General features: G+C 42.9%; 19 protein-coding genes. 16 read left to right on the top strand and 3 right to left on the bottom strand.

The features are described from left to right. The first annotated feature begins 316 nt into the window (after positions 1-316). The 9 genes from PSI17_RS13335 (at position 317) to PSI17_RS13380 (ending at position 8396) form a co-directional block, all read left to right on the top strand. Positions 317-466, top strand: coding sequence for a type II toxin-antitoxin system RelB/DinJ family antitoxin (locus PSI17_RS13335; protein ID WP_273552436.1), 150 nt, complete (start codon positions 317-319; stop codon positions 464-466). A gap of 212 nt (positions 467-678) precedes the next feature. Further along, a complete protein-coding gene (locus PSI17_RS13340; protein ID WP_273552437.1) occupies positions 679-1857 on the top strand; it encodes a phage tail sheath protein in 1179 nt (392 codons plus the stop codon). Between the two features lie 11 nt (positions 1858-1868). Next, on the top strand, positions 1869-2387 hold the full coding sequence (locus PSI17_RS13345; RefSeq protein WP_273552438.1) for a phage major tail tube protein: 519 nt from the start codon (positions 1869-1871) through the stop codon (positions 2385-2387). Positions 2388-2482: 95 nt separating this feature from the next. Then, entirely contained in the window at positions 2483-2800 is a 318-nt protein-coding gene (locus tag PSI17_RS13350; RefSeq protein ID WP_045971919.1) for a phage tail assembly protein, read from the top strand. Between the two features lie 14 nt (positions 2801-2814). Further along, positions 2815-2934, top strand: coding sequence for a GpE family phage tail protein (locus PSI17_RS13355; RefSeq protein ID WP_010845423.1), 120 nt, complete (start codon positions 2815-2817; stop codon positions 2932-2934). Continuing rightward, the gene (locus tag PSI17_RS13360; RefSeq protein WP_273552439.1) at positions 2927-6037 is read left to right on the top strand and encodes a phage tail protein; all 3111 of its coding nucleotides are present in this window, start codon (positions 2927-2929) and stop codon (positions 6035-6037) included. Before PSI17_RS13355 ends, PSI17_RS13360 begins: the two co-directional genes overlap by 8 nt. Continuing rightward, a complete protein-coding gene (locus PSI17_RS13365) occupies positions 6034-6537 on the top strand; it encodes a phage tail protein (RefSeq protein ID WP_273552440.1) in 504 nt (167 codons plus the stop codon). Before PSI17_RS13360 ends, PSI17_RS13365 begins: the two co-directional genes overlap by 4 nt. Further along, positions 6534-8048, top strand: coding sequence for a phage late control D family protein (locus PSI17_RS17455; protein ID WP_443256031.1), 1515 nt, complete (start codon positions 6534-6536; stop codon positions 8046-8048). The genes PSI17_RS13365 and PSI17_RS17455 overlap by 4 nt, the downstream gene beginning before the upstream one ends. Before the next feature lie 111 nt (positions 8049-8159). Then, positions 8160-8396 carry an ogr/Delta-like zinc finger family protein gene (locus tag PSI17_RS13380; protein WP_045973604.1) on the top strand — a complete coding sequence of 79 codons (237 nt, stop codon included), beginning with the start codon at positions 8160-8162 and terminating at the stop codon, positions 8394-8396. A 160-nt stretch (positions 8397-8556) separates the two neighbouring features. Here PSI17_RS13380 and PSI17_RS13385 read toward each other — a convergent pair whose 3' ends face one another. Further along, the gene (locus PSI17_RS13385; protein ID WP_273552441.1) at positions 8557-8781 is read right to left on the bottom strand and encodes a YdcH family protein; all 225 of its coding nucleotides are present in this window, start codon (positions 8779-8781) and stop codon (positions 8557-8559) included. 268 nt (positions 8782-9049) lie between these two features. Between PSI17_RS13385 and eco the strand changes: the two genes are divergently transcribed. From eco to PSI17_RS13410, 5 genes are all read left to right on the top strand, one after another. Then, the gene (gene eco / locus PSI17_RS13390) at positions 9050-9526 is read left to right on the top strand and encodes a serine protease inhibitor ecotin (RefSeq protein ID WP_273552442.1); all 477 of its coding nucleotides are present in this window, start codon (positions 9050-9052) and stop codon (positions 9524-9526) included. Between the two features lie 169 nt (positions 9527-9695). Beyond that, entirely contained in the window at positions 9696-10403 is a 708-nt protein-coding gene (aqpZ, locus tag PSI17_RS13395) for an aquaporin Z (RefSeq protein ID WP_273552443.1), read from the top strand. A gap of 591 nt (positions 10404-10994) precedes the next feature. Beyond that, positions 10995-12014 carry an L-tyrosine isonitrile synthase gene (gene pvcA, locus PSI17_RS13400; protein ID WP_273552444.1) on the top strand — a complete coding sequence of 340 codons (1020 nt, stop codon included), beginning with the start codon at positions 10995-10997 and terminating at the stop codon, positions 12012-12014. A gap of 11 nt (positions 12015-12025) precedes the next feature. Then, positions 12026-12925 (top strand): tyrosine isonitrile desaturase/decarboxylase, encoded by a 900-nt coding sequence (gene pvcB, locus PSI17_RS13405; protein WP_273552445.1) that lies wholly within the window; start codon positions 12026-12028, stop codon positions 12923-12925. A 3-nt stretch (positions 12926-12928) separates the two neighbouring features. Next, entirely contained in the window at positions 12929-14209 is a 1281-nt protein-coding gene (locus PSI17_RS13410; protein ID WP_273552446.1) for a glycosyltransferase, read from the top strand. A 77-nt stretch (positions 14210-14286) separates the two neighbouring features. Here PSI17_RS13410 and PSI17_RS13415 read toward each other — a convergent pair whose 3' ends face one another. Both PSI17_RS13415 and PSI17_RS13420 read right to left on the bottom strand, forming a co-directional pair. Then, a complete protein-coding gene (locus PSI17_RS13415) occupies positions 14287-14868 on the bottom strand; it encodes a YceI family protein (RefSeq protein WP_273552447.1) in 582 nt (193 codons plus the stop codon). 20 nt (positions 14869-14888) lie between these two features. Continuing rightward, positions 14889-15443, bottom strand: a complete 555-nt coding sequence (locus PSI17_RS13420) for a cytochrome b (RefSeq protein ID WP_273552448.1) — start codon at positions 15441-15443, stop codon at positions 14889-14891. Between the two features lie 307 nt (positions 15444-15750). On the opposite strand from PSI17_RS13420, the gene PSI17_RS13425 reads away from it, so the two are divergent. Together PSI17_RS13425 and PSI17_RS13430 are read left to right on the top strand one after the other, a co-directional pair. Beyond that, positions 15751-16380 (top strand): glutathione S-transferase family protein, encoded by a 630-nt coding sequence (locus PSI17_RS13425; protein WP_273552449.1) that lies wholly within the window; start codon positions 15751-15753, stop codon positions 16378-16380. 219 nt (positions 16381-16599) lie between these two features. Further along, positions 16600-17430: a hypothetical protein gene (locus tag PSI17_RS13430; protein ID WP_273552450.1), complete on the top strand. Its 831-nt coding sequence runs from the start codon at positions 16600-16602 to the stop codon at positions 17428-17430. Positions 17431-17582: the final 152 nt, after the last annotated feature.

Genomic DNA, 17582 nt, shown 5'->3' on the forward strand with positions numbered 1-17582 from the left:
ATAGAACCCCATATGAACACATGATAAAGCTGACAACGATAAGCAAAAGGCAATAACCAGAAGAACAATAAGCAAAAAAACAACTATCTTATGGTTCACTTAATACCCAATATCTCCATTTATAGAAACATCAGACAGGAAGAGCGAAATACAAACAAAAATTGGCTATTTTTAGTGCGTTTATTTCACCCACACCGTGTATAAGTGAAAAGTTCTCATATGCGTTACATCCAGCAATAGCACTTTTTTTTAGTCTTTTTCTGTGACTACGATAGGACGACAATTTATATCTGCTATGTAAAGAAAGGGGACTTTAATGGCTAATGAAACTTATGTCAGGGCGAAAATTGACCCTAAAACTAAAGAACTTGCAACTATAGCACTCCAGTCTATGGGGTTGACAGTAAGCGACGCCAAACGATTTACAAAAAAGTTGGCAATACCATTTTGGAACTTGCCCGATTAGGCTCTCATAGCGAGCTATTCTGATAACTCCTGTCTAAACCGTCCGCTGGGGTGGATTTTTTTATCTGTTGGAATTCCTAAAACATCAACCAATTGATTTTTAACAAAAATTTCATTACACATTTGTACCTGCCACCACACACCCCTAACCGCATGATTTTACAGTCTTAATCCGCCAATATATCAGCACACCTTAACAGGAGAATCGCTAATATGGCACAAGATTATCATCACGGCGTCCGTGTACAGGAAATTAATGAAGGTACTCGTACCATCACTACCGTTAGCACCGCTATCGTAGGTATGGTGTGTACTGCCCCTGACGCAGACGAAAAAACATTTCCATTAGATACTCCCGTTCTGCTTACTGACGTTATGAGCGCCAGTGGTAAGGCCGGGAAAAAAGGGACTTTGTCCGCATCACTGAAAGCAATCGCAGCTCAGGCTCAACCTGTCACTGTCGTTGTACGTGTTGCTGAGGGCAAATCTGAAGAAGAAACCGTGAGTAACCTCATCGGTGGTGTCACCGACGAAGGTAAGAAAACCGGTATGCAGGCACTGTTGGCGGCACAAAGCCAGCTCGGTGTTAAGCCTCGCATTCTGGGGGTTCCGGGTCTGGATTCACAAGCAGTGGTTACTGCACTGGCCACTGTTGCCCAGAAACTGAAAGCAATGGCTTATGTCAGCGCTTATGGCTGCAAAAATATCTCAGAAGTGATCAAGTATCGCGACAACTTCCATCAGCGTGAGCTGATGCTGATTTGGCCTGATTTCCTGAGCTGGGATACTGTGACCAGCAGCGAAGCGACTGCTTTCGCAACCGCTTATGCCCTGGGGCTGCGTGCCAAAATCGACGAAGAGACCGGCTGGCATAAAACGCTGTCCAACGTGGGTGTTAACGGTGTGACTGGCCTGTCTGCTGACGTCTTCTGGGATCTGCAAGATACTGCAACTGACTCTGATCTGCTGAACAGCGCTGGCATCACGACGCTTATCCGCAAAAACGGCTTCCGTTTCTGGGGTTCGCGCACTTGTGCAGGTGCAGGTGAGCCACTGTTCCAGTTCGAAAGCTACACCCGTACCGCTCAGGTTCTGGCTGACACTATGGCTGACTCCCACATGTGGGCTATCGATAAGCCGCTGACGCCATCACTGGTACGCGACATTATCGAAGGCATCAATGCCAAGTTCCGCGAACTGAAAGCCGGTGGTTACATCATTGATGGCCGCTGCTGGTATGACGACAAGGCTAATGACAAGGACACCTTGAAAGCCGGCAAATTGACCATCGATTACGACTATACACCTGTACCACCACTGGAAAACATGATGTTACGCCAGCGTATTACAGATAGTTACCTGATGGATTTCGCGAAAAGTATCAATAACTAAGGGGCTAACTGATGGCATTACCTCGCAAACTTAAATACCTGAACTTGTTCAATGATGGCAACAATTATCAGGGGATCGTGGAAGAACTGACGCTTCCTAAGTTAAGCCGCAAACTGGAAGCCTATCGCGGAGCCGGCATGAACGGCAGCGCAATGGTGGATCTGGGTCTGGATGAAGGCGCATTGGATGCGGAATTCACTCTGGGCGGCATTGAAGCCCAACTTTACAAACAGTGGGGCATTGCAAAAGCCGATGGCGTCATGCTGCGCTTCGCAGGCTCTTTTGAGCGTGATGACACCGGCGACGTCGTTGCCGTTGAAGTTGTGATGCGTGGTCGCTTCCAGGAGTTCGATCACGGCACTTATAAACAAGGTGATAACACGCAGACCAAAATCACCGCCAAAAATACTTACTTCAAACTGACATGGGATGGCGAAGAACTGATTGAAATCGACACCGTCAACATGGTTGAGAAAGTCGGCGGCGTTGATCGTCTGGAGCAGCATCGCCGCGCTATCGGTCTTTTTTAATCGCTCTTTTAGCAATTAGCTTTTTTAAAAACGTATTGCCTGTCTCTTCGTGCCTGTTGAGACAGGTTATCTCATCGGATAAACAAGGTTGAACCATGACAGAAACACTGAACACTCAAAATGACGATCTGCGTACCATCGAATTGGAAGCACCACTGGCGCGGGGCAACGGTGAAATCACGGAAGTGATGATACGCAAACCGAACAGCGGCGCGTTGCGCGGTGCACGTTTACAGGCTCTGCTGGAAATGGATGTGGATTCTATGCTACTGGTCCTGCCACGTGTAACCACCCCTGCATTGACCAAAAATGACCTGATGATGATGTCACCGGGTGATCTGATTAATCTCAGTGTGGAGGTGGTCAATTTTTTGTTGCCGAAGTCGGTCAAGTCCGATTCCCAGAACGATTAACTGTTGATGAATTGGTGGCAGATATCGCCACCGTTTTTCACTGGTCACCGGCAGTGACAGATGAAATGTCATTGTCGGAACTATTGGACTGGCGACATCGGGCCATTTTAAGAAGTGGTGCAGAAAATGAGTAATATACCGTCGCAGCTAGATAAGGTACTGGGTGTCGTAGGAAAGCTGACCAGTTCCTTTAAATCTTTTCAGCAGTATCAGAAAAAACTGGTAGGTTCAGTCGATAAAGTTCATAACCAGTTTAAAAAGCTCAATAAGACTGTTGAGGGATTAAAACCTATTGTCGGTTATGCGCAGGAAACTGCGCGTATGCGTGCCGATCTTAAAGCCTATAATCAAACAATTAAACAATCTTTCCCTGCGCGGCAAAACTCCTCGAAAGTCATGCAGGTGAATGCCGCTAATCAATCCGCCAATATTATTCAAACTACTCAGGTTATTAAACAGGAAAATTCATCCAGTAAAAAAAATGAATTTAATCTTGGTGTCACCGGGAATATGACTAACAATTTTTCATTGTTAGATAAATTGGTCATTAATATTAATCCAAGAATAACTATTTTATTTGGTATTCTGAATAAAATTAATGCCGTTTTGAAATTAACTACGGGTTCAGTCAAAGTCGTATTTCAAATGCTGGTTGGTTATATACAAATTTTTGGCAATCTTGGCATAAGAGCATTTGACGCTTTAAGCGTCAATTTGAATCTATTTGCTCAATTGGGCATTCAGGCTTTTGCTGAATTAAGAACCAGCCTGAACTTTTTTGTGCAACTGGGCGTTAGGGCGTTTGTTGAGTTACGAACCAGCCTGAATATTTTTGCCCAGGTTGGAATTCAAATTTTTGTTGATCTAAGAGGTAGCCTGAATCAGTTTGCAGAACTGAGTCGTCAGGCTCTGGATACCTTAAAGTCCGGTCTGAATACTTTTGCGCAGGTAGGTATTAAGGCGTTGGAAACATTGAAGTCCAGCCTGAATACCTTTGCGGATCTGGGATATCAGGCCCTGGAAACCTTAAAATCCAGCTTGAATGCTTTTATGCAGTTAGGCACTCAGGCTTTGAATAAATTAACATATCCTTTGGATGTATTTGTTCAGTTGGGACTTAACGCTTTTGAAGAATTAAAAGCCAGTTTGAATTTCTTCGCGCAATTAGGCGTTCAGGTACTGGACAAATTAAAATCGAGTTTGGACGCATTTTTGCAGTTGGGACTTAACGCTTTTGAAGAATTAAAAGCCAGTTTGAATTTTTTCGCGCAATTAGGCATTCAGGTACTGGATAAATTAAAATCCAGTCTGGACGTATTTTTGCAGTTAGGACTTAACGCTTTTGAAGAGTTAAAAGCCAGCCTGAATTTCTTCGCACAGTTAGGTGTTCAAGCACTGGATAAATTAAAATCCACACTGGATGCGTTTGTGCAATTGGGTGTTCAGGCGCTGAATAAATTAACCGCGCCTTTGGATATATTTGCCCAGTTGGGAACTCAGGCACTGGATAAATTAAAATCCACACTGGATGCGTTTGTGCAATTGGGTGTTCAGGCACTGAATAAATTAACCGCGCCTTTGGATATATTTGCCCAGTTGGGAACTCAGGCACTGGATAAATTAAAATCCACACTGGATGCGTTTGTGCAACTGGGTGTTCAGGCGCTGAATAAATTAACCGCGCCTTTGGATATATTTGCCCAGTTGGGAACTCAGGCACTGGATAAATTAAAATCCACACTGGATGCGTTTGTGCAACTGGGTGTTCAGGCACTGAATAAATTAACCGCGCCTTTGGATGTATTTACTCAGATTGGCTCCCAAGCCCTAGAAGATTTAAGAGCCAATATTAATAGATTTGCAGAAGTCGGTATTCAGGCGCTGGAGAATTTAAACGTTGGTTTGAAGGCATTTGCGCAGTTAGGAACTGAAGCTTTGGAAGCGCTAAGGGCTGCCATGGATTTTTTTGGTAAAACCGGCAGCAAGGTTTTTGGCTCACTTAATGATGGAGCTGATCTGTTATCGAATAAAGGAGGCAAAGATACTTTTGGAAACCAAAGAAAAGGCTTGGGATTATTAGGAAATATTGGTCAAAAAGTTTTTGGTGTTCTGGGGAGTGGAATAAATATCCTGGTAAGTGTTGGTGTAAAAGGATTATCTTTTTTAAGTGGGGCTTTCAGCGTATTAGGCAAGGCAATGATGTTTATTGGCCGGGCTATGATGGCAAACCCAATTCTTGCGATTATTGGTATTATCGCAATGGCGGCTATTTATATTTGGCAGAATTGGGAATCATTGGGGCCAAAATTTACCGCTTTATGGGAAAGCATTAAAAATATCTTCAGCGGTGCTTGGGAAGGCATTAAAAACCTTGTTAATACCGCATGGGAAGGTATTAAAAGTTATTTCATGAATGGTGGATTGTTCGGAATTATCTACCAAAACTGGGATGCCATTAAACAAAGTGCCTCGGAAGTTTGGGAGGGGATTAAAGCTAAAATAAGTGAAGTTTGGGAATCGGTTAAACAAAATACTTTGGAAATCTGGGAAAGCGTCAAAAAATCCATTTCCGATAAATGGAATGAAATTGTTGCAGATGTTCAAGCTATTCCAGAAAAATTAAAAGCGGCGGGATCAGAAATGATCGACAGTTTGTTAACCGGTATTCAAGAAAAATGGGAGGCATTGAAAGGTAAGATTTCCTCTATTACTGACATATTTAAATCGTGGTGGTCTGGTGATGATAAAAAGGAAGTTACGGTAAAAACTTCCCAGGAAATAACCCAGAGTGAAACCGCTGGAAAAGCGAAGCAAGTGAGTGGTCTTTATGATAGTGGGGGTGTTATTCCCGCCGGAAAAGTCGGTATTGTCGGTGAATATGGCCCTGAACTTGTTAATGGACGAGCCGATGTCACCAGCCGGAAAAATACGGCGAAATTTGCTGCCGTGGGGCTTGCCGTTAGCTCAATGTCATTGCCTGTTGCAGCGCAGGATGCGCCGTTACATGCGCAAAGTTTGCCAGCCCATACTTATGAGGAAGTTCAGGCGAAACCGGCGCGGAGCCAGCCTCAGCAATATGGCGGGGCGCCGCAATATAACATCTATGTCTATGGATCTCAGGGGCAGTCTGCGCAGGATATTGCCCGGATGGTCAGACAGGAACTGGAACAACGGGAACGTGCGCAGCAGGCCCGTATGCGTAGCTCACTTTCTGACAGAGGAGAAGATTTCTTATGATGGCTGCACTGGGCTTGTTTGTTTTTATGCTGAAAACAACGCCATATCAGACTTTCCAATATAAACAAAGTTGGCGACATGCCTTCAATAGCCGTGTGGGAGCACGGCCTGCATGGCAGTTTGTTGGTTCAGATAACGATACCGTCACGCTTTCGGGTGAGCTTTATCCTGAACTGACGGGGGGATCGCTTTCTCTGACTGCATTGAAGTCGATGGCAGACAGTGGTAAAGCATGGTCTTTCATTGATGGCAGTGGTGCGATTTACGGCATGTTTGTTATCGAAAGTATTGATGAGACAAAAACGGAATTTATGTCTGGTGGAGCAGCGAGAAAAATCAGTTTTACGCTGACCTTACGGCGTGTTGACAACAATCTGCTTGAAATGTTGGGCGATTTGCAGGATCAACTTTCTGATATCAAGAAAGAGCTACCCAATTTGCCGAAGAAAATTCCTGACAACAATGAGATGGTCAATAAAGCCAAGGGAGTATTCTCATGATTGATTCTGAAAAGTGGATACCGAATACGGATTGGGTTCCTCAATTTGATTTGGTCACCGGAAAAACCAGTAAGCCTACTTTTCGTCTGGAAATCAACAATAAGGATATCAGTGGGAAGATTCAATCACGCCTGATGTCGTTAACGCTGACGGATAACCGTGGCCTGGAATCAGACCAGCTTGATATTGAGTTGGATGATGCGGATGGCATGTTGAGGCTGCCTCGCCGGGGCGATATTCTCACATTGGAACTGGGGTGGCACGGCCACCCCTTAACGCCGAAGGGACAATTTGTTGTTGATGAAATTGAACATTCTGGTGCACCTGATCGACTGACTATTCGTGCCCGCAGCGCGGATTTTCGTGGTGATTTGAATGTTAAACGCGAATACTCCTATCATAAACACACGTTAGAAAGCATTGTGAGTACGATTGCCATGAGAAACCAACTGAAATTTAAAATCAGTCAGGAATTGAAAGGCATCTCCATGCATATCGATCAGACTAATGAATCTGACGTGAGCTTTTTGACACGAGTGGCAAAGCAGGAAGGGGCGGTTGCCTCAGTCAAAAATGGTGAATTGCTGTTTATTCGTCAGGGACAGAATAAAGCGGCGAGTGGTCAGGATATTCCACTGATATTGATTACTCGTCACTCAGGGGACAGTCATCGCTTTTCTCTGTCCGATCGTGAAGCCTATACGGGGGTTGACGTCCAGTGGCTGGATACACGCACGGCCACTAAGCAGGTGGTTAAATTGAGGCGAATAGAATCAAAGGACGAAAAAGCCGAAATTACCATTAAATATGAAAGCAGCGAGAATAAATCCCCTGACAAGGATGCAGTTCAAAAAAGCAAAATTTCCGCCCCAAAAGGGGGCAGTTCTCATCTTTCCAAGAAAAAAGAACCGCAATCCTTTAAGCAGGAAAAAGATCTTAAACACAAATCATCTGGCGATGCCCATCTTGCTAAGTCTGGTGGAGTCAGTCTGGCTAAGCCCGACAACGTCCAGTCGCTGAAAAAAAATCCAAAAACTAAAGGTAGAGAAAAACCCGCTTATATAAAAAATGAACGCAAAAGGAAAAACAGAGATAACGGAAGTCGCGAGACAGAAATAAGTCTCGATATTGAGGGAAGCTTATCTCGTGAAGAGAGGAGTGAGTCAAAGATTGAACATCATCAAACAACAACAGTGAAGCAAGAATCCTCAAACTATTTGGTGGGAACTCCAGAGAATATTCTGACCCTTTCGCGCACTTATTCTAATAAGGAAGAGGCGGAACGTGCCGCTAAAGCCGTATGGGAAAAAATGCAGCGGGGGGCAGCACAGTTTTCCATCACATTGGCGATGGGACGTGCTGATATTTACCCTGAAACGCCTATCCAATTAGAGGGATTTAAGACGGAAATTGATGGGACGCATTGGACGCTGATCAAAGTGACACATGTGCTCAATGACAGTGGTTTTACAACATCATTGGATCTCGAAATAAAAATCGATGAAATTTAAAATGAGCTCTTGATCTCAATATGAGATCTTTGTTATATTGTTCACCAGACGAGATGGTATTATTTCAAGACATTGATTTTAAAAACAGTGATTTCAAGAAAGGTGAACAATATGATTAAGTGTCCTCTGTGTGGTCAGTCAGCGCATACTCGTAGCAGCTTTGAGCATTCAAGCCAAACAAAGGAGCGCTATAACCAATGTCAGAATATCAATTGTGGAGCAACGTTCGTCAGCCATGAAACCTTTGTGCGTTTCATTTCTAAGCCGGGTGAAGTCCAGAATGTTACGCCGCACCCAAGGGCAAAAACGAAGAGACAACCTCGCCAGAAAGCCGCTGCCGTGCAGTAATGAATGTAAAAACATCAATAACGAAAAAACATTGCTCCCGTTTTTGCCACCGTAATGGTGGCTTTTTTGCGGATATTGAATAGAAATGGTTCTCTAATGGAGAACTTTTTTTGTGACGCCTACTTGTCAACAAAGTAGGCGTCAAAACCATTAAGCAGGGTCACTTCTGGCTCTGATATTCTTCCTGCAAAATCCTTTGCATTTCATCTTTGACGTGTAGTTTTTCTTTTTTCAGGCGCACAACTTTATCGTTGTAGCCGGCGCCATTAGGGCCTTCAAGTTGGGTTATCTCGTGGTCAAGTTGGTGATGTTTTTCAAACAGGGATTGGAAACGGGGATGAGACGATTTTAAGTTGGATACTAAATCACGATATTCTGGAAACATGAGACCTCCTAGACGAAATTTACTACCACACTCAACGAGTGTAGCAGCTCATTGTAATATCAGATTTGAGAGATATCACATAAAAAAGAACTGGTAGCACCTGTTTGTCTGGTTGATTATTAATAAAATTTGACATTGGTTATAAAGAAATATTTCCCATCTTACCTAACGCCGTTAAAAATCAGTTCCTTGCCAAAAAACATAATTTACCCCAATTTTTTTGTTGTTATTATCCAGTCTCCTTTTTAAATATATTCAGAGGTGATATATGAAAAATTATTTATTCCCTTTAGCGGCATTGATGGTGTCGACTTCTGTTTTTGCGGACAAAAAACTTGAAGACATCGCCCCGTATCCTGCGCCTGCTGAGAACATGACCCGTAGTGTGATTGAATTGCCGCAAAAAGAGCATGAAAACGACTACATGGTTGAGTTGGTGATTGGCAAAGAGATGAAAGTGGATTGTAACCACCACTGGTTTGGCGGTAATTTGGAGACAAAAACACTGGAAGGATGGGGGTATGATTATTACGTGCTAAATAATGTTACCGGCCCCGCGTCAACCAAAATGGCTTGTCCGACTAAAGAAAAAACAACGCGCTTTGTTCAGGTTCAGTTAGGTAAAGATGCGTTTGTACGTTATAACAGCAAATTACCTGTTGTCGTCTACGCGCCAAAAACGATGACCGTTAAATATCGTATTTGGCAGGCTCCCGATGAGGTAAAGACATCGGTCATTGAATAAGTGATTGATTAGCTAAATCAACAACCTGAGTTTTTCATATTAAACTCAGGTTGTTGAAAAATACATTTCTTCATTTCTGCCCGCGATTCCTTGCCCATATTGAAAAATACTAACTAAACTATTTTTGGATTCTTTTGCATTCATGCAGATCTCATTGAGGAATCAAAGAATGTTTAAAAAATTATCGGCAGAGTTTTTGGGTACTTTTTGGTTGGTATTGGGGGGATGTGGTAGTGCTGTTTTAGCGGCGGCATTTCCACAGCTAGGGATTGGTTTTGTCGGCGTATCTCTGGCTTTTGGCTTAACGGTGGTCACGATGGCCTATGCAGTGGGGCATATTTCAGGAGGGCATTTTAATCCGGCGGTAACATTGGGGTTATACGCGGGTGGGCGCATTGCTGCGAAAGATGTCATTCCTTATATCATTGCCCAAGTGATTGGCGGCATTGCGGCGGCAGCGATACTTTATCTTATCGCCAGCGGTAAAAGTGGTTTTGATGCAACGGCAACGGGTTTTGCGTCAAATGGCTATGGAGAACACTCTCCCGGTGGTTTTTCATTACAAGCTGCCATTATTATTGAATTAGTATTAACCGCATTTTTCTTAATCGTCATTCTTGGGGCAACCGATAAAAATGCGCCGGCAGGTTTCGCACCATTAGCGATTGGTTTGGCATTGACACTGATTCATTTAATCAGTATTCCCGTCACAAATACATCGGTTAACCCGGCAAGAAGTACAGCGGTTGCTATTTTTCAGGGCACCTGGGCATTGGAGCAGCTTTGGGTATTTTGGTTGATTCCATTAATTGGTGGTGCTATCGGTGGATTGGCATACCGAATATTATTACAGAAAGATGATTCATCCGTTGATTAATATTTCCCTCATGTTGACAAGCCATGTTTAGCATGGCTTTTTTTTCTGTGATTTTTTCAGCCGTTTGCTGGTTAATTTCTCATGCAATAATAACATTGCGTGACTTGATGGGCTGGTTTTGAGTATATGGCGTGTTGTCACCTCTTTTCCTGATTTATTGGTAAATTCGCCATATATTATTTTTTCTCCTGTAATAAATATTATGAGATATCTAAATAATATGGCTTTAAAAAATAATATTTTCTAAAGAAGTTGAACTTTATTTGAGTTTCGTAACACCATCAAAAAAATTGAATTATTTTTTTAAAAAAATTAATTTTTTTATGGAATTATGATGCGGTATATTTATAGGCAGGATTTTTACAATTATATAATACGTGTAATAAAATAAGATAAAATGAAAAAACCTCAATATATTTATAGTTAGGTTTGGTTGTATATAGTTATTTCCTTTTTGTAAGTTTTATTTCTATGTTTTTAATTTGCTATATTCAAAAGCATGTGAGCTGGTGTTTTATATTCGAAAATATCTGCATATTACCCATTGCATTAATTAGCTGTGATGTAAATGTAATAAATTAGGAATGAATTATGGAACGTCTTGATATAGAAGAAGTGTCGAACAAAATTCTACATGAGTTATTGCAGTACCGGCGCCGTTTCCCTGAATCCGAACATACACTTCAAGATGAAGAAAAAAAGGTTTCCGACGTTCAGCTTCCACGTATCCGTGCCTTTGTGGAACAGGGGAAACCGATTGAGTGTATCTTACCGGCGTTTCCGACAAAATCCCCGAACCCGAGAAAAGTATTGGGTAAAATGCCGGATATGGCAGAAAAATTATCATTGATTTTTCTGAACTCCCTTTGTCAGCGTATTCAGCTTTATTATCCACCAGGAGCCCATATTGTTATCTGTTCTGACGGGCATGTTTTTAGTGATCTTATCCATGTCGATGATGACTCCATTACCTATTACCAATTAGAAATTGAAAAGCTGCTGCATGAACTGGGCGCAACGCATCTTTCGGTGTTTAATCTTGGTAACGTTGAATCACTGACGCAATATACCCATGATTACGATCAACTGCGTGAATTATTGGTCAGCCGTTATGCTCGATCCATTGAGGAGATTAAAGAAGAGCTTAAAAAAACCGAAGAGGGTGTTCAATTATATCGGGCGATTACGCGTTTTCTTTATGAAGATAGTTTATTGCCGGAATACACAGGTTCGAAAAATGCGTTGCAAAAAGATGCCCGCCAGCGTTCAGCCGGGGTTATCCAACGTAGCTGGGCGTGGGGTAATTTGCTGGCCGAGCAGTTCCCATTAGCGATCCGTCTTTCTATCCATCCGCAACCCACGGACAGTATCAAAATGGGTATTCATATGATGCCGACCCGGGATGATTGGTTGACGCCGTGGCACGGCGTCGCCGCCAACATTAATGGTCAGTTTGTGCTGATGAAAAGTGATGAAGTGAAAAAGATGAATGGCAAGCTGATCGAAATCCGGGGCGTTCCGAGCCATTACTTGATTGAAGCACCATTGGCAGGAAACCTGCAAACAGCATCCCGGACAGCAACGGCAAAAGCAGAATATATCGCATCGTAGAGAGAAAAATCATGAATACCTATGAACTTGATTGTCATATTGAATTGATGAAACCTTTTGGCGTGTTTATTACACCCAATAACCCTGATCAGGATATTACTACACTGTCAGTTGATGCCTTGCGTGAATTGGCTCGTGAGCATCTGCTGGTGGTATTACGTGGCTTCCAATCTGGTTTTACGCATAAAGAGAAATTAACGGAATATTCCAGCCGTTGGGGTGAAATCATGATGTGGCCGTTTGGTGCTGTCTTGGATGTCAAGGAATCCCCTGATCCGTCTGACCATGTTCTGGACAGTGGTAGTGTGCCGCTGCATTGGGATGGGATGTATCGAGAGACGATCCCAGAATTTCAGATCTTTCACTGTGTTTCTGCCCCGGAAGTGGCTCAAGGGGGGCGTACTACATTTGTCAACACGGAACAATTGATTATCGATGCCAGTGATGATGAACGTGATACTTGGAAGAATATCACCATTACCTACCGCACAAGCCGGGTGACCCATTATGGCGGCGAAGTTGTTTCCCCCTTAGTGTGTCTTCATCCCGACGGTAAAAAATGGGTGATGCGTTACAATGAGCCGATGGGTAAAGATGAGACTAAGTATGCTGATCATCACTCTTTGAAGATAGAGGGCATATCGCAGGAAGAGCAAAAAAACCTTGAGGAAACGCTGTATAACCGATTATACGATCCGCGTTATTTCTATGCCCATCAATGGCAGTCGGGTGACATGGCGATTTGTGATAATTTCACTTTATTGCATGGCCGTGAGGCTTTCATTTCCCGCTCTCCCCGCCATATTCAGCGGGTGCATATTCATGGCGTGCCTGTGTGTCACAATCACAGTTTCCACACTATTTCGGTTTCCAATGCTGATGGAATCGATGTTGCCTTGAAGGAGGCCTGATTAATGTCTCGTATTGTTTTAGCGGCCATTGCAACGCCCGGCCATGTTTTCCCAATGTTCACGATTGCGGAACATTTAATCGGACAGGGACATGATGTCACCCTATTCAGTGGAAGCCTGTTTCAACAGCAAACGGAAGCATTAGGTGCCACGTTTGTTCCTTTCGATGAGCGAGTGGATGTTGATTACCGCTGTCTGGAAAAATATTTTCCTGAACGGGCAGAACATCCGCCGGGAAATGTTCAGATGGCGCTATCGTTAAGGAAATTTTTTGCCGCGCCTGTTCCTGTGTTGTCGACGCAGTTGGGGCAAGTGATTGCGGAGGAACGCGCTGATTTGCTGATTATCGACAATACCTTTTATGCCGCTTTGCCGCTATTGCAGCAACCGGCTGACAAACGTATTCCTGTCATTGCGATTGGCGTGACTCCGCTGCCGTGGTCATCAAAGGATGCCGTATTCTGGGGAGCGAGGATCCCCCCTGAATTATTGCCTGCGGATTTAACCCGCGAGCAATTAGTGGATGGGGAAACGCATCAATTAATTGAACAGGTCAGGGAAGCCTTCAATCAGTCGCTGGTTGCCGTCGATTGTCGCCCACTGACCGGGGATTATAATGATGTGTTGATGAGCGGCGTTGATCGTTACTTGCAACTGGCAACACAACTATTTGAATTTACTCGTGATAATTTACCTGCCACGGTGGATTTTATCGGTGCGCTGCCGGTGAAAGTGGAAGATGATAAAACGGAAATCAGTTGGCCGGATGAAAGCCTGCCATTGATCTTGGTGACTCAGGGAACACTGGCTAATATTGATTTTAGCCAAGTGATATTACCGACACTGCGTGCATTGGCCGCTTTACCTGTTCGGGTATTGGCGATCACAGGCGGGCGTTCTGTCGATATCTTGGGTGAAGATCTGCCAGACAATGCCAGAGTCGTCGAATATCTCAATTTTGAACACTGGCTACCCAAGGCATCGATTTTTATTACCAATGGTGGTTATGGTTCACTGAATTCAGCCATTCGCCACGGTGTCCCTTTGGTGGTCGCGGGAACAGGAGATGGTAAGCTGGAAGCTGTCGCCCGCGTTATCTGGTCGCGTTGTGGCATCAGCCTGCATACGGATACACCCAGTGAACAGCAATTATATCAGGCGGTGACAAGGATATTATCTTCCCCGATATGGCGCCAGCAGGCACAGATCATCAAGGCAGATTATGATGCCCATGATGCCTTGGCATCAATAACGCGGCATGTTAATGAACTGATTGCACAATAAATAAACCATAAAATAGAACGCGGTAGTTTTTTATACCGCGTTCTTTTATGGACAGTGCTTTGATGGATAGGTAATGATCAGGCTTTTTCCCGTACGCCTTCAACAGAAATGATCAGCTCGACTTCCTGTGATTTTGGCCCCAGATCTTCTTTAATATTAAAGTCTTTCAGCTTCAATTTACCGGTAGCCTCGAAGCCCGCACGGTATCCACCCCACGGGTCATTTCCTGCATTGATCAATTTTGCATCCAGTATCACCGGCTTGGTTACGCCATTTAAGGTGAAATCGCCGGTAACAAAGTAATGTTCACCTTCTTTTTTGACATGGGTTGAGGTGAATTTTGCTTCAGGATACTTTTTACTGTTTAAAAAGTTCGAACCACGCAAATGCTTATCGCGTTCGGCGTGTTTGGTGTCTACGCTATCGGTTTTGATAACGACATTCACTTTATCATTGGCCGGATTTTGCGGATCAAACGTAAAGCTACCATCGAAATCCCTGAAACCACCATAAAGCCAGCTAAATCCCAAGTGCTGAATACGAAATTCAATAAAGGCATGTTGGCCTATTTTATCTAACTTATAGTCAGCCGCGAGTGCGCTGCCTGTACTCATCAGCCATCCCCCGACAGTCAGGGCTATTAGCGTCTTTTTCAGCATAATGATTCTCCAAAGTCATTTTAATCTGGTTTGTAACCAAACATTCTTTTTAAGGTGGTATCACGATCGATAAAGTGGTGTTTCAGGGCAGCAAGCCCGTGCAGCAGGGAGAGCACGACCACACTCCAGGCAAGATAAAGATGAATAACGCCCGCCGTATCAGCCTGAAACCCTTCTCCTGTTACGATTGCAGGCATTTCAAACCAGCCAAAAATGCTGATAGGTTGCCCATCGGCGGTAGAAATGAGGTATCCACTCAATAGAATACCAAACAGGGTGATATAGAGAGCAAGCTGCATGAGTTGTGAACTCATGCGTATTAAATGACTATAGTTTGTCAGGGGTTTAGGGGGTGGAGAAATAAATCGCCATATGACTCGGATAACCATGACAATAAATAATAAACACCCTATGCTTTTATGTAATTCCGGTGCACGATGATACCAAGTATCGTAATAACCTAATGTGACCATCCATAATCCCAGCGCAAACATGCCATAAACGGCGAACGTCACCAGCCAATGAATAAAAACAGAGATATGACCAAATCTCGTGGCCGTGTTCTTAAACAACATATTATATCCTTATTTTTAATATAAAGATGTTTCTACAATATAGACGACTGCGCCTGAAATTCATAGTGAATTAATTTCTTTAGTTTATGTGCTGATGGTTTTTATGAAATTTAATTCTAACAATATGATATTTTGTAATGAATAACTGTGATTTTATAAGAAACGAATTATTTTGCATAATTAACTTATTTGCTATTTTAAGGGAGGGTAATAATAAGTGGATTTAACTTTTTTCATGCAACTTGAAGTTTATAGAGTATATAATTTACCTCAGTAATTATACCATTTTATTATAGTGAGAAAGACGATGTATACATTGTGGATAGCCAATAAAAATTATTCTTCCTGGTCACTGCGTCCGTGGATTTTGCTTAAGGCGCTGGGTATTCCTTTCCATGAAAAATTAAGCTATTTCGAAGATGGCAAAAGCAGTCATGAGAAATTTAAAGCATTTTCACCCACGGGGTTGGTTCCCTGTTTGATTGATGGAACCATGACGGTTTGGGATTCGCTGGCGATTGTGGAATATATTGCGGAGGAACATGCTCAGGTTTGGCCATCAGATAAAACCGCCAGGGCATGGGCGAGAAGTGCGGCGGCGGAAATGCACTCTGGTTTTGCTGCATTACGTCAAATTTGCATGATGAATTGCGCCATCAGAACGGAGTTGCATGAAATAACCGCTGAATTACAGTGTGATATTGAACGAATCGATGCACTTTGGGCAAAAGGGCTAGCTCAATTCAGGGGGAACTGGCTGGCGGGAGATAAATTCACGGCGGTGGATGCGTTTTATGCGCCGGTGGCTTTCCGTGCCCAAACTTATGGATTGAAATTTTCGGCGATCAGTCAGGCATGGGTTGATCGTATGCTAAGCCATCCTGCGATGGTGGAATGGGCAGAGGCGGCGGCCAAAGAACCGAAAATAGCACATTGATTCACCTTATCTGGCATTTTATCTCCCCGCATCGCGGGGAGATAATAAGTGCATCTTGCAGCATGACGAATATATTTATAGTTGTTGTTATATTTATTAAAATAATAAATAAAGTGATTATTTGAATTATCTGTAAAATAACCTGACTGAATAAGTGATTGTTTGCCTGTTTTTATCCATAATGTGTTCTTTCATCTTCTGCAACAGAAAGGGTAACAGATGGCTTGGGAACACATTGTCTTTAGTGGGATCTTTAGTGGGCTGGTGGGTGCTATTCTCTGGGTTATGCAGAAAAAAGGCAAAATAAGTAAAACAATAGCCATTGTCATCTTTATTGTTATCACAGTAGGTTGGAATTTATTTGATTTTAAAGTATTGCGCAGTAATAAAGGCTTTGTTATTGATGAAACAGGGTTTGTAATATCAAAAGGGGATGAATCTATTTTTCTTATTATTAAGAATAAAGATCCCAAACTTTACGATGAATTTAAACAGAGAATTATTGCTTTGCAAAAAGAAGGGAGAAGTCATGATATTATTTATGGTGAAGTGGCTAATCAAATCATCTCACTCACCAATCAGCGTATTTCGTTTGCTCCTGATAAAGAACTTCTCTCTCATATAAACATAATCGTAAAACAACTGGAACATTTGCAGAAAGAGAGTGCTGAAAAATGTCTTAGGTTTGCGCTGCCAGAGATGAATAAAAATATTTATGATCTTCTCGACATGGAAAAATTGTTTCCAAAAGCATTGTCTATCCAACGAAATAAAGCTAACAGAGAAATGATTATCGCCTCTTATAGTGAGAGACAATATCAATCCACCATCGAAGATTATGTGTTGGCCTTACAAGATTTAGAAACCATTATGCTTGAGATGGTGAATCAATATGGTGAAGATATTGCCTTGTTAGACTCTGTTCAGAGTATTAATGCTAATCAAGAGAAAGGCTGCGAGCTGCTTGTTGATATTAATAAACGATTTCTTGCATTACCGCCGGAGAGAGCGGCTCGCCTGTATCGTTATATGATGCATCAGAAGCAATAAGCCGCCAGTTCCCCCCCCAAAAAAAAGCTCCGTGTAGGAAACGGAGCGGGAATGGGTAAAAGTAGCTGGGAAAATGTAGTACGCAGATATAGTAACTCTGCGACATTAAATGAGGGTTAAACAAAAGAAAGGTTGTTCAGAAAACAGCCTTT

The organism is Xenorhabdus sp. IM139775 (genome assembly GCF_028598745.1).
GTDB lineage: Bacteria > Pseudomonadota > Gammaproteobacteria > Enterobacterales > Enterobacteriaceae > Xenorhabdus.

Coding starts and splice junctions, on each gene's coding strand:
- PSI17_RS13335 (WP_273552436.1), top strand. CDS start 317: ATGGCTAATGAAACTTATGTCAGGGCGAAAATTGACCCTAAAACTAAA.
- PSI17_RS13340 (WP_273552437.1), top strand. CDS start 679: ATGGCACAAGATTATCATCACGGCGTCCGTGTACAGGAAATTAATGAA.
- PSI17_RS13345 (WP_273552438.1), top strand. CDS start 1,869: ATGGCATTACCTCGCAAACTTAAATACCTGAACTTGTTCAATGATGGC.
- PSI17_RS13350 (WP_045971919.1), top strand. CDS start 2,483: ATGACAGAAACACTGAACACTCAAAATGACGATCTGCGTACCATCGAA.
- PSI17_RS13360 (WP_273552439.1), top strand. CDS start 2,927: ATGAGTAATATACCGTCGCAGCTAGATAAGGTACTGGGTGTCGTAGGA.
- PSI17_RS13365 (WP_273552440.1), top strand. CDS start 6,034: ATGATGGCTGCACTGGGCTTGTTTGTTTTTATGCTGAAAACAACGCCA.
- PSI17_RS17455 (WP_443256031.1), top strand. CDS start 6,534: ATGATTGATTCTGAAAAGTGGATACCGAATACGGATTGGGTTCCTCAA.
- PSI17_RS13380 (WP_045973604.1), top strand. CDS start 8,160: ATGATTAAGTGTCCTCTGTGTGGTCAGTCAGCGCATACTCGTAGCAGC.
- PSI17_RS13385 (WP_273552441.1), bottom strand. CDS start 8,781: ATGTTTCCAGAATATCGTGATTTAGTATCCAACTTAAAATCGTCTCAT.
- eco (WP_273552442.1), top strand. CDS start 9,050: ATGAAAAATTATTTATTCCCTTTAGCGGCATTGATGGTGTCGACTTCT.
- aqpZ (WP_273552443.1), top strand. CDS start 9,696: ATGTTTAAAAAATTATCGGCAGAGTTTTTGGGTACTTTTTGGTTGGTA.
- pvcA (WP_273552444.1), top strand. CDS start 10,995: ATGGAACGTCTTGATATAGAAGAAGTGTCGAACAAAATTCTACATGAG.
- pvcB (WP_273552445.1), top strand. CDS start 12,026: ATGAATACCTATGAACTTGATTGTCATATTGAATTGATGAAACCTTTT.
- PSI17_RS13410 (WP_273552446.1), top strand. CDS start 12,929: ATGTCTCGTATTGTTTTAGCGGCCATTGCAACGCCCGGCCATGTTTTC.
- PSI17_RS13415 (WP_273552447.1), bottom strand. CDS start 14,868: ATGCTGAAAAAGACGCTAATAGCCCTGACTGTCGGGGGATGGCTGATG.
- PSI17_RS13420 (WP_273552448.1), bottom strand. CDS start 15,443: ATGTTGTTTAAGAACACGGCCACGAGATTTGGTCATATCTCTGTTTTT.
- PSI17_RS13425 (WP_273552449.1), top strand. CDS start 15,751: ATGTATACATTGTGGATAGCCAATAAAAATTATTCTTCCTGGTCACTG.
- PSI17_RS13430 (WP_273552450.1), top strand. CDS start 16,600: ATGGCTTGGGAACACATTGTCTTTAGTGGGATCTTTAGTGGGCTGGTG.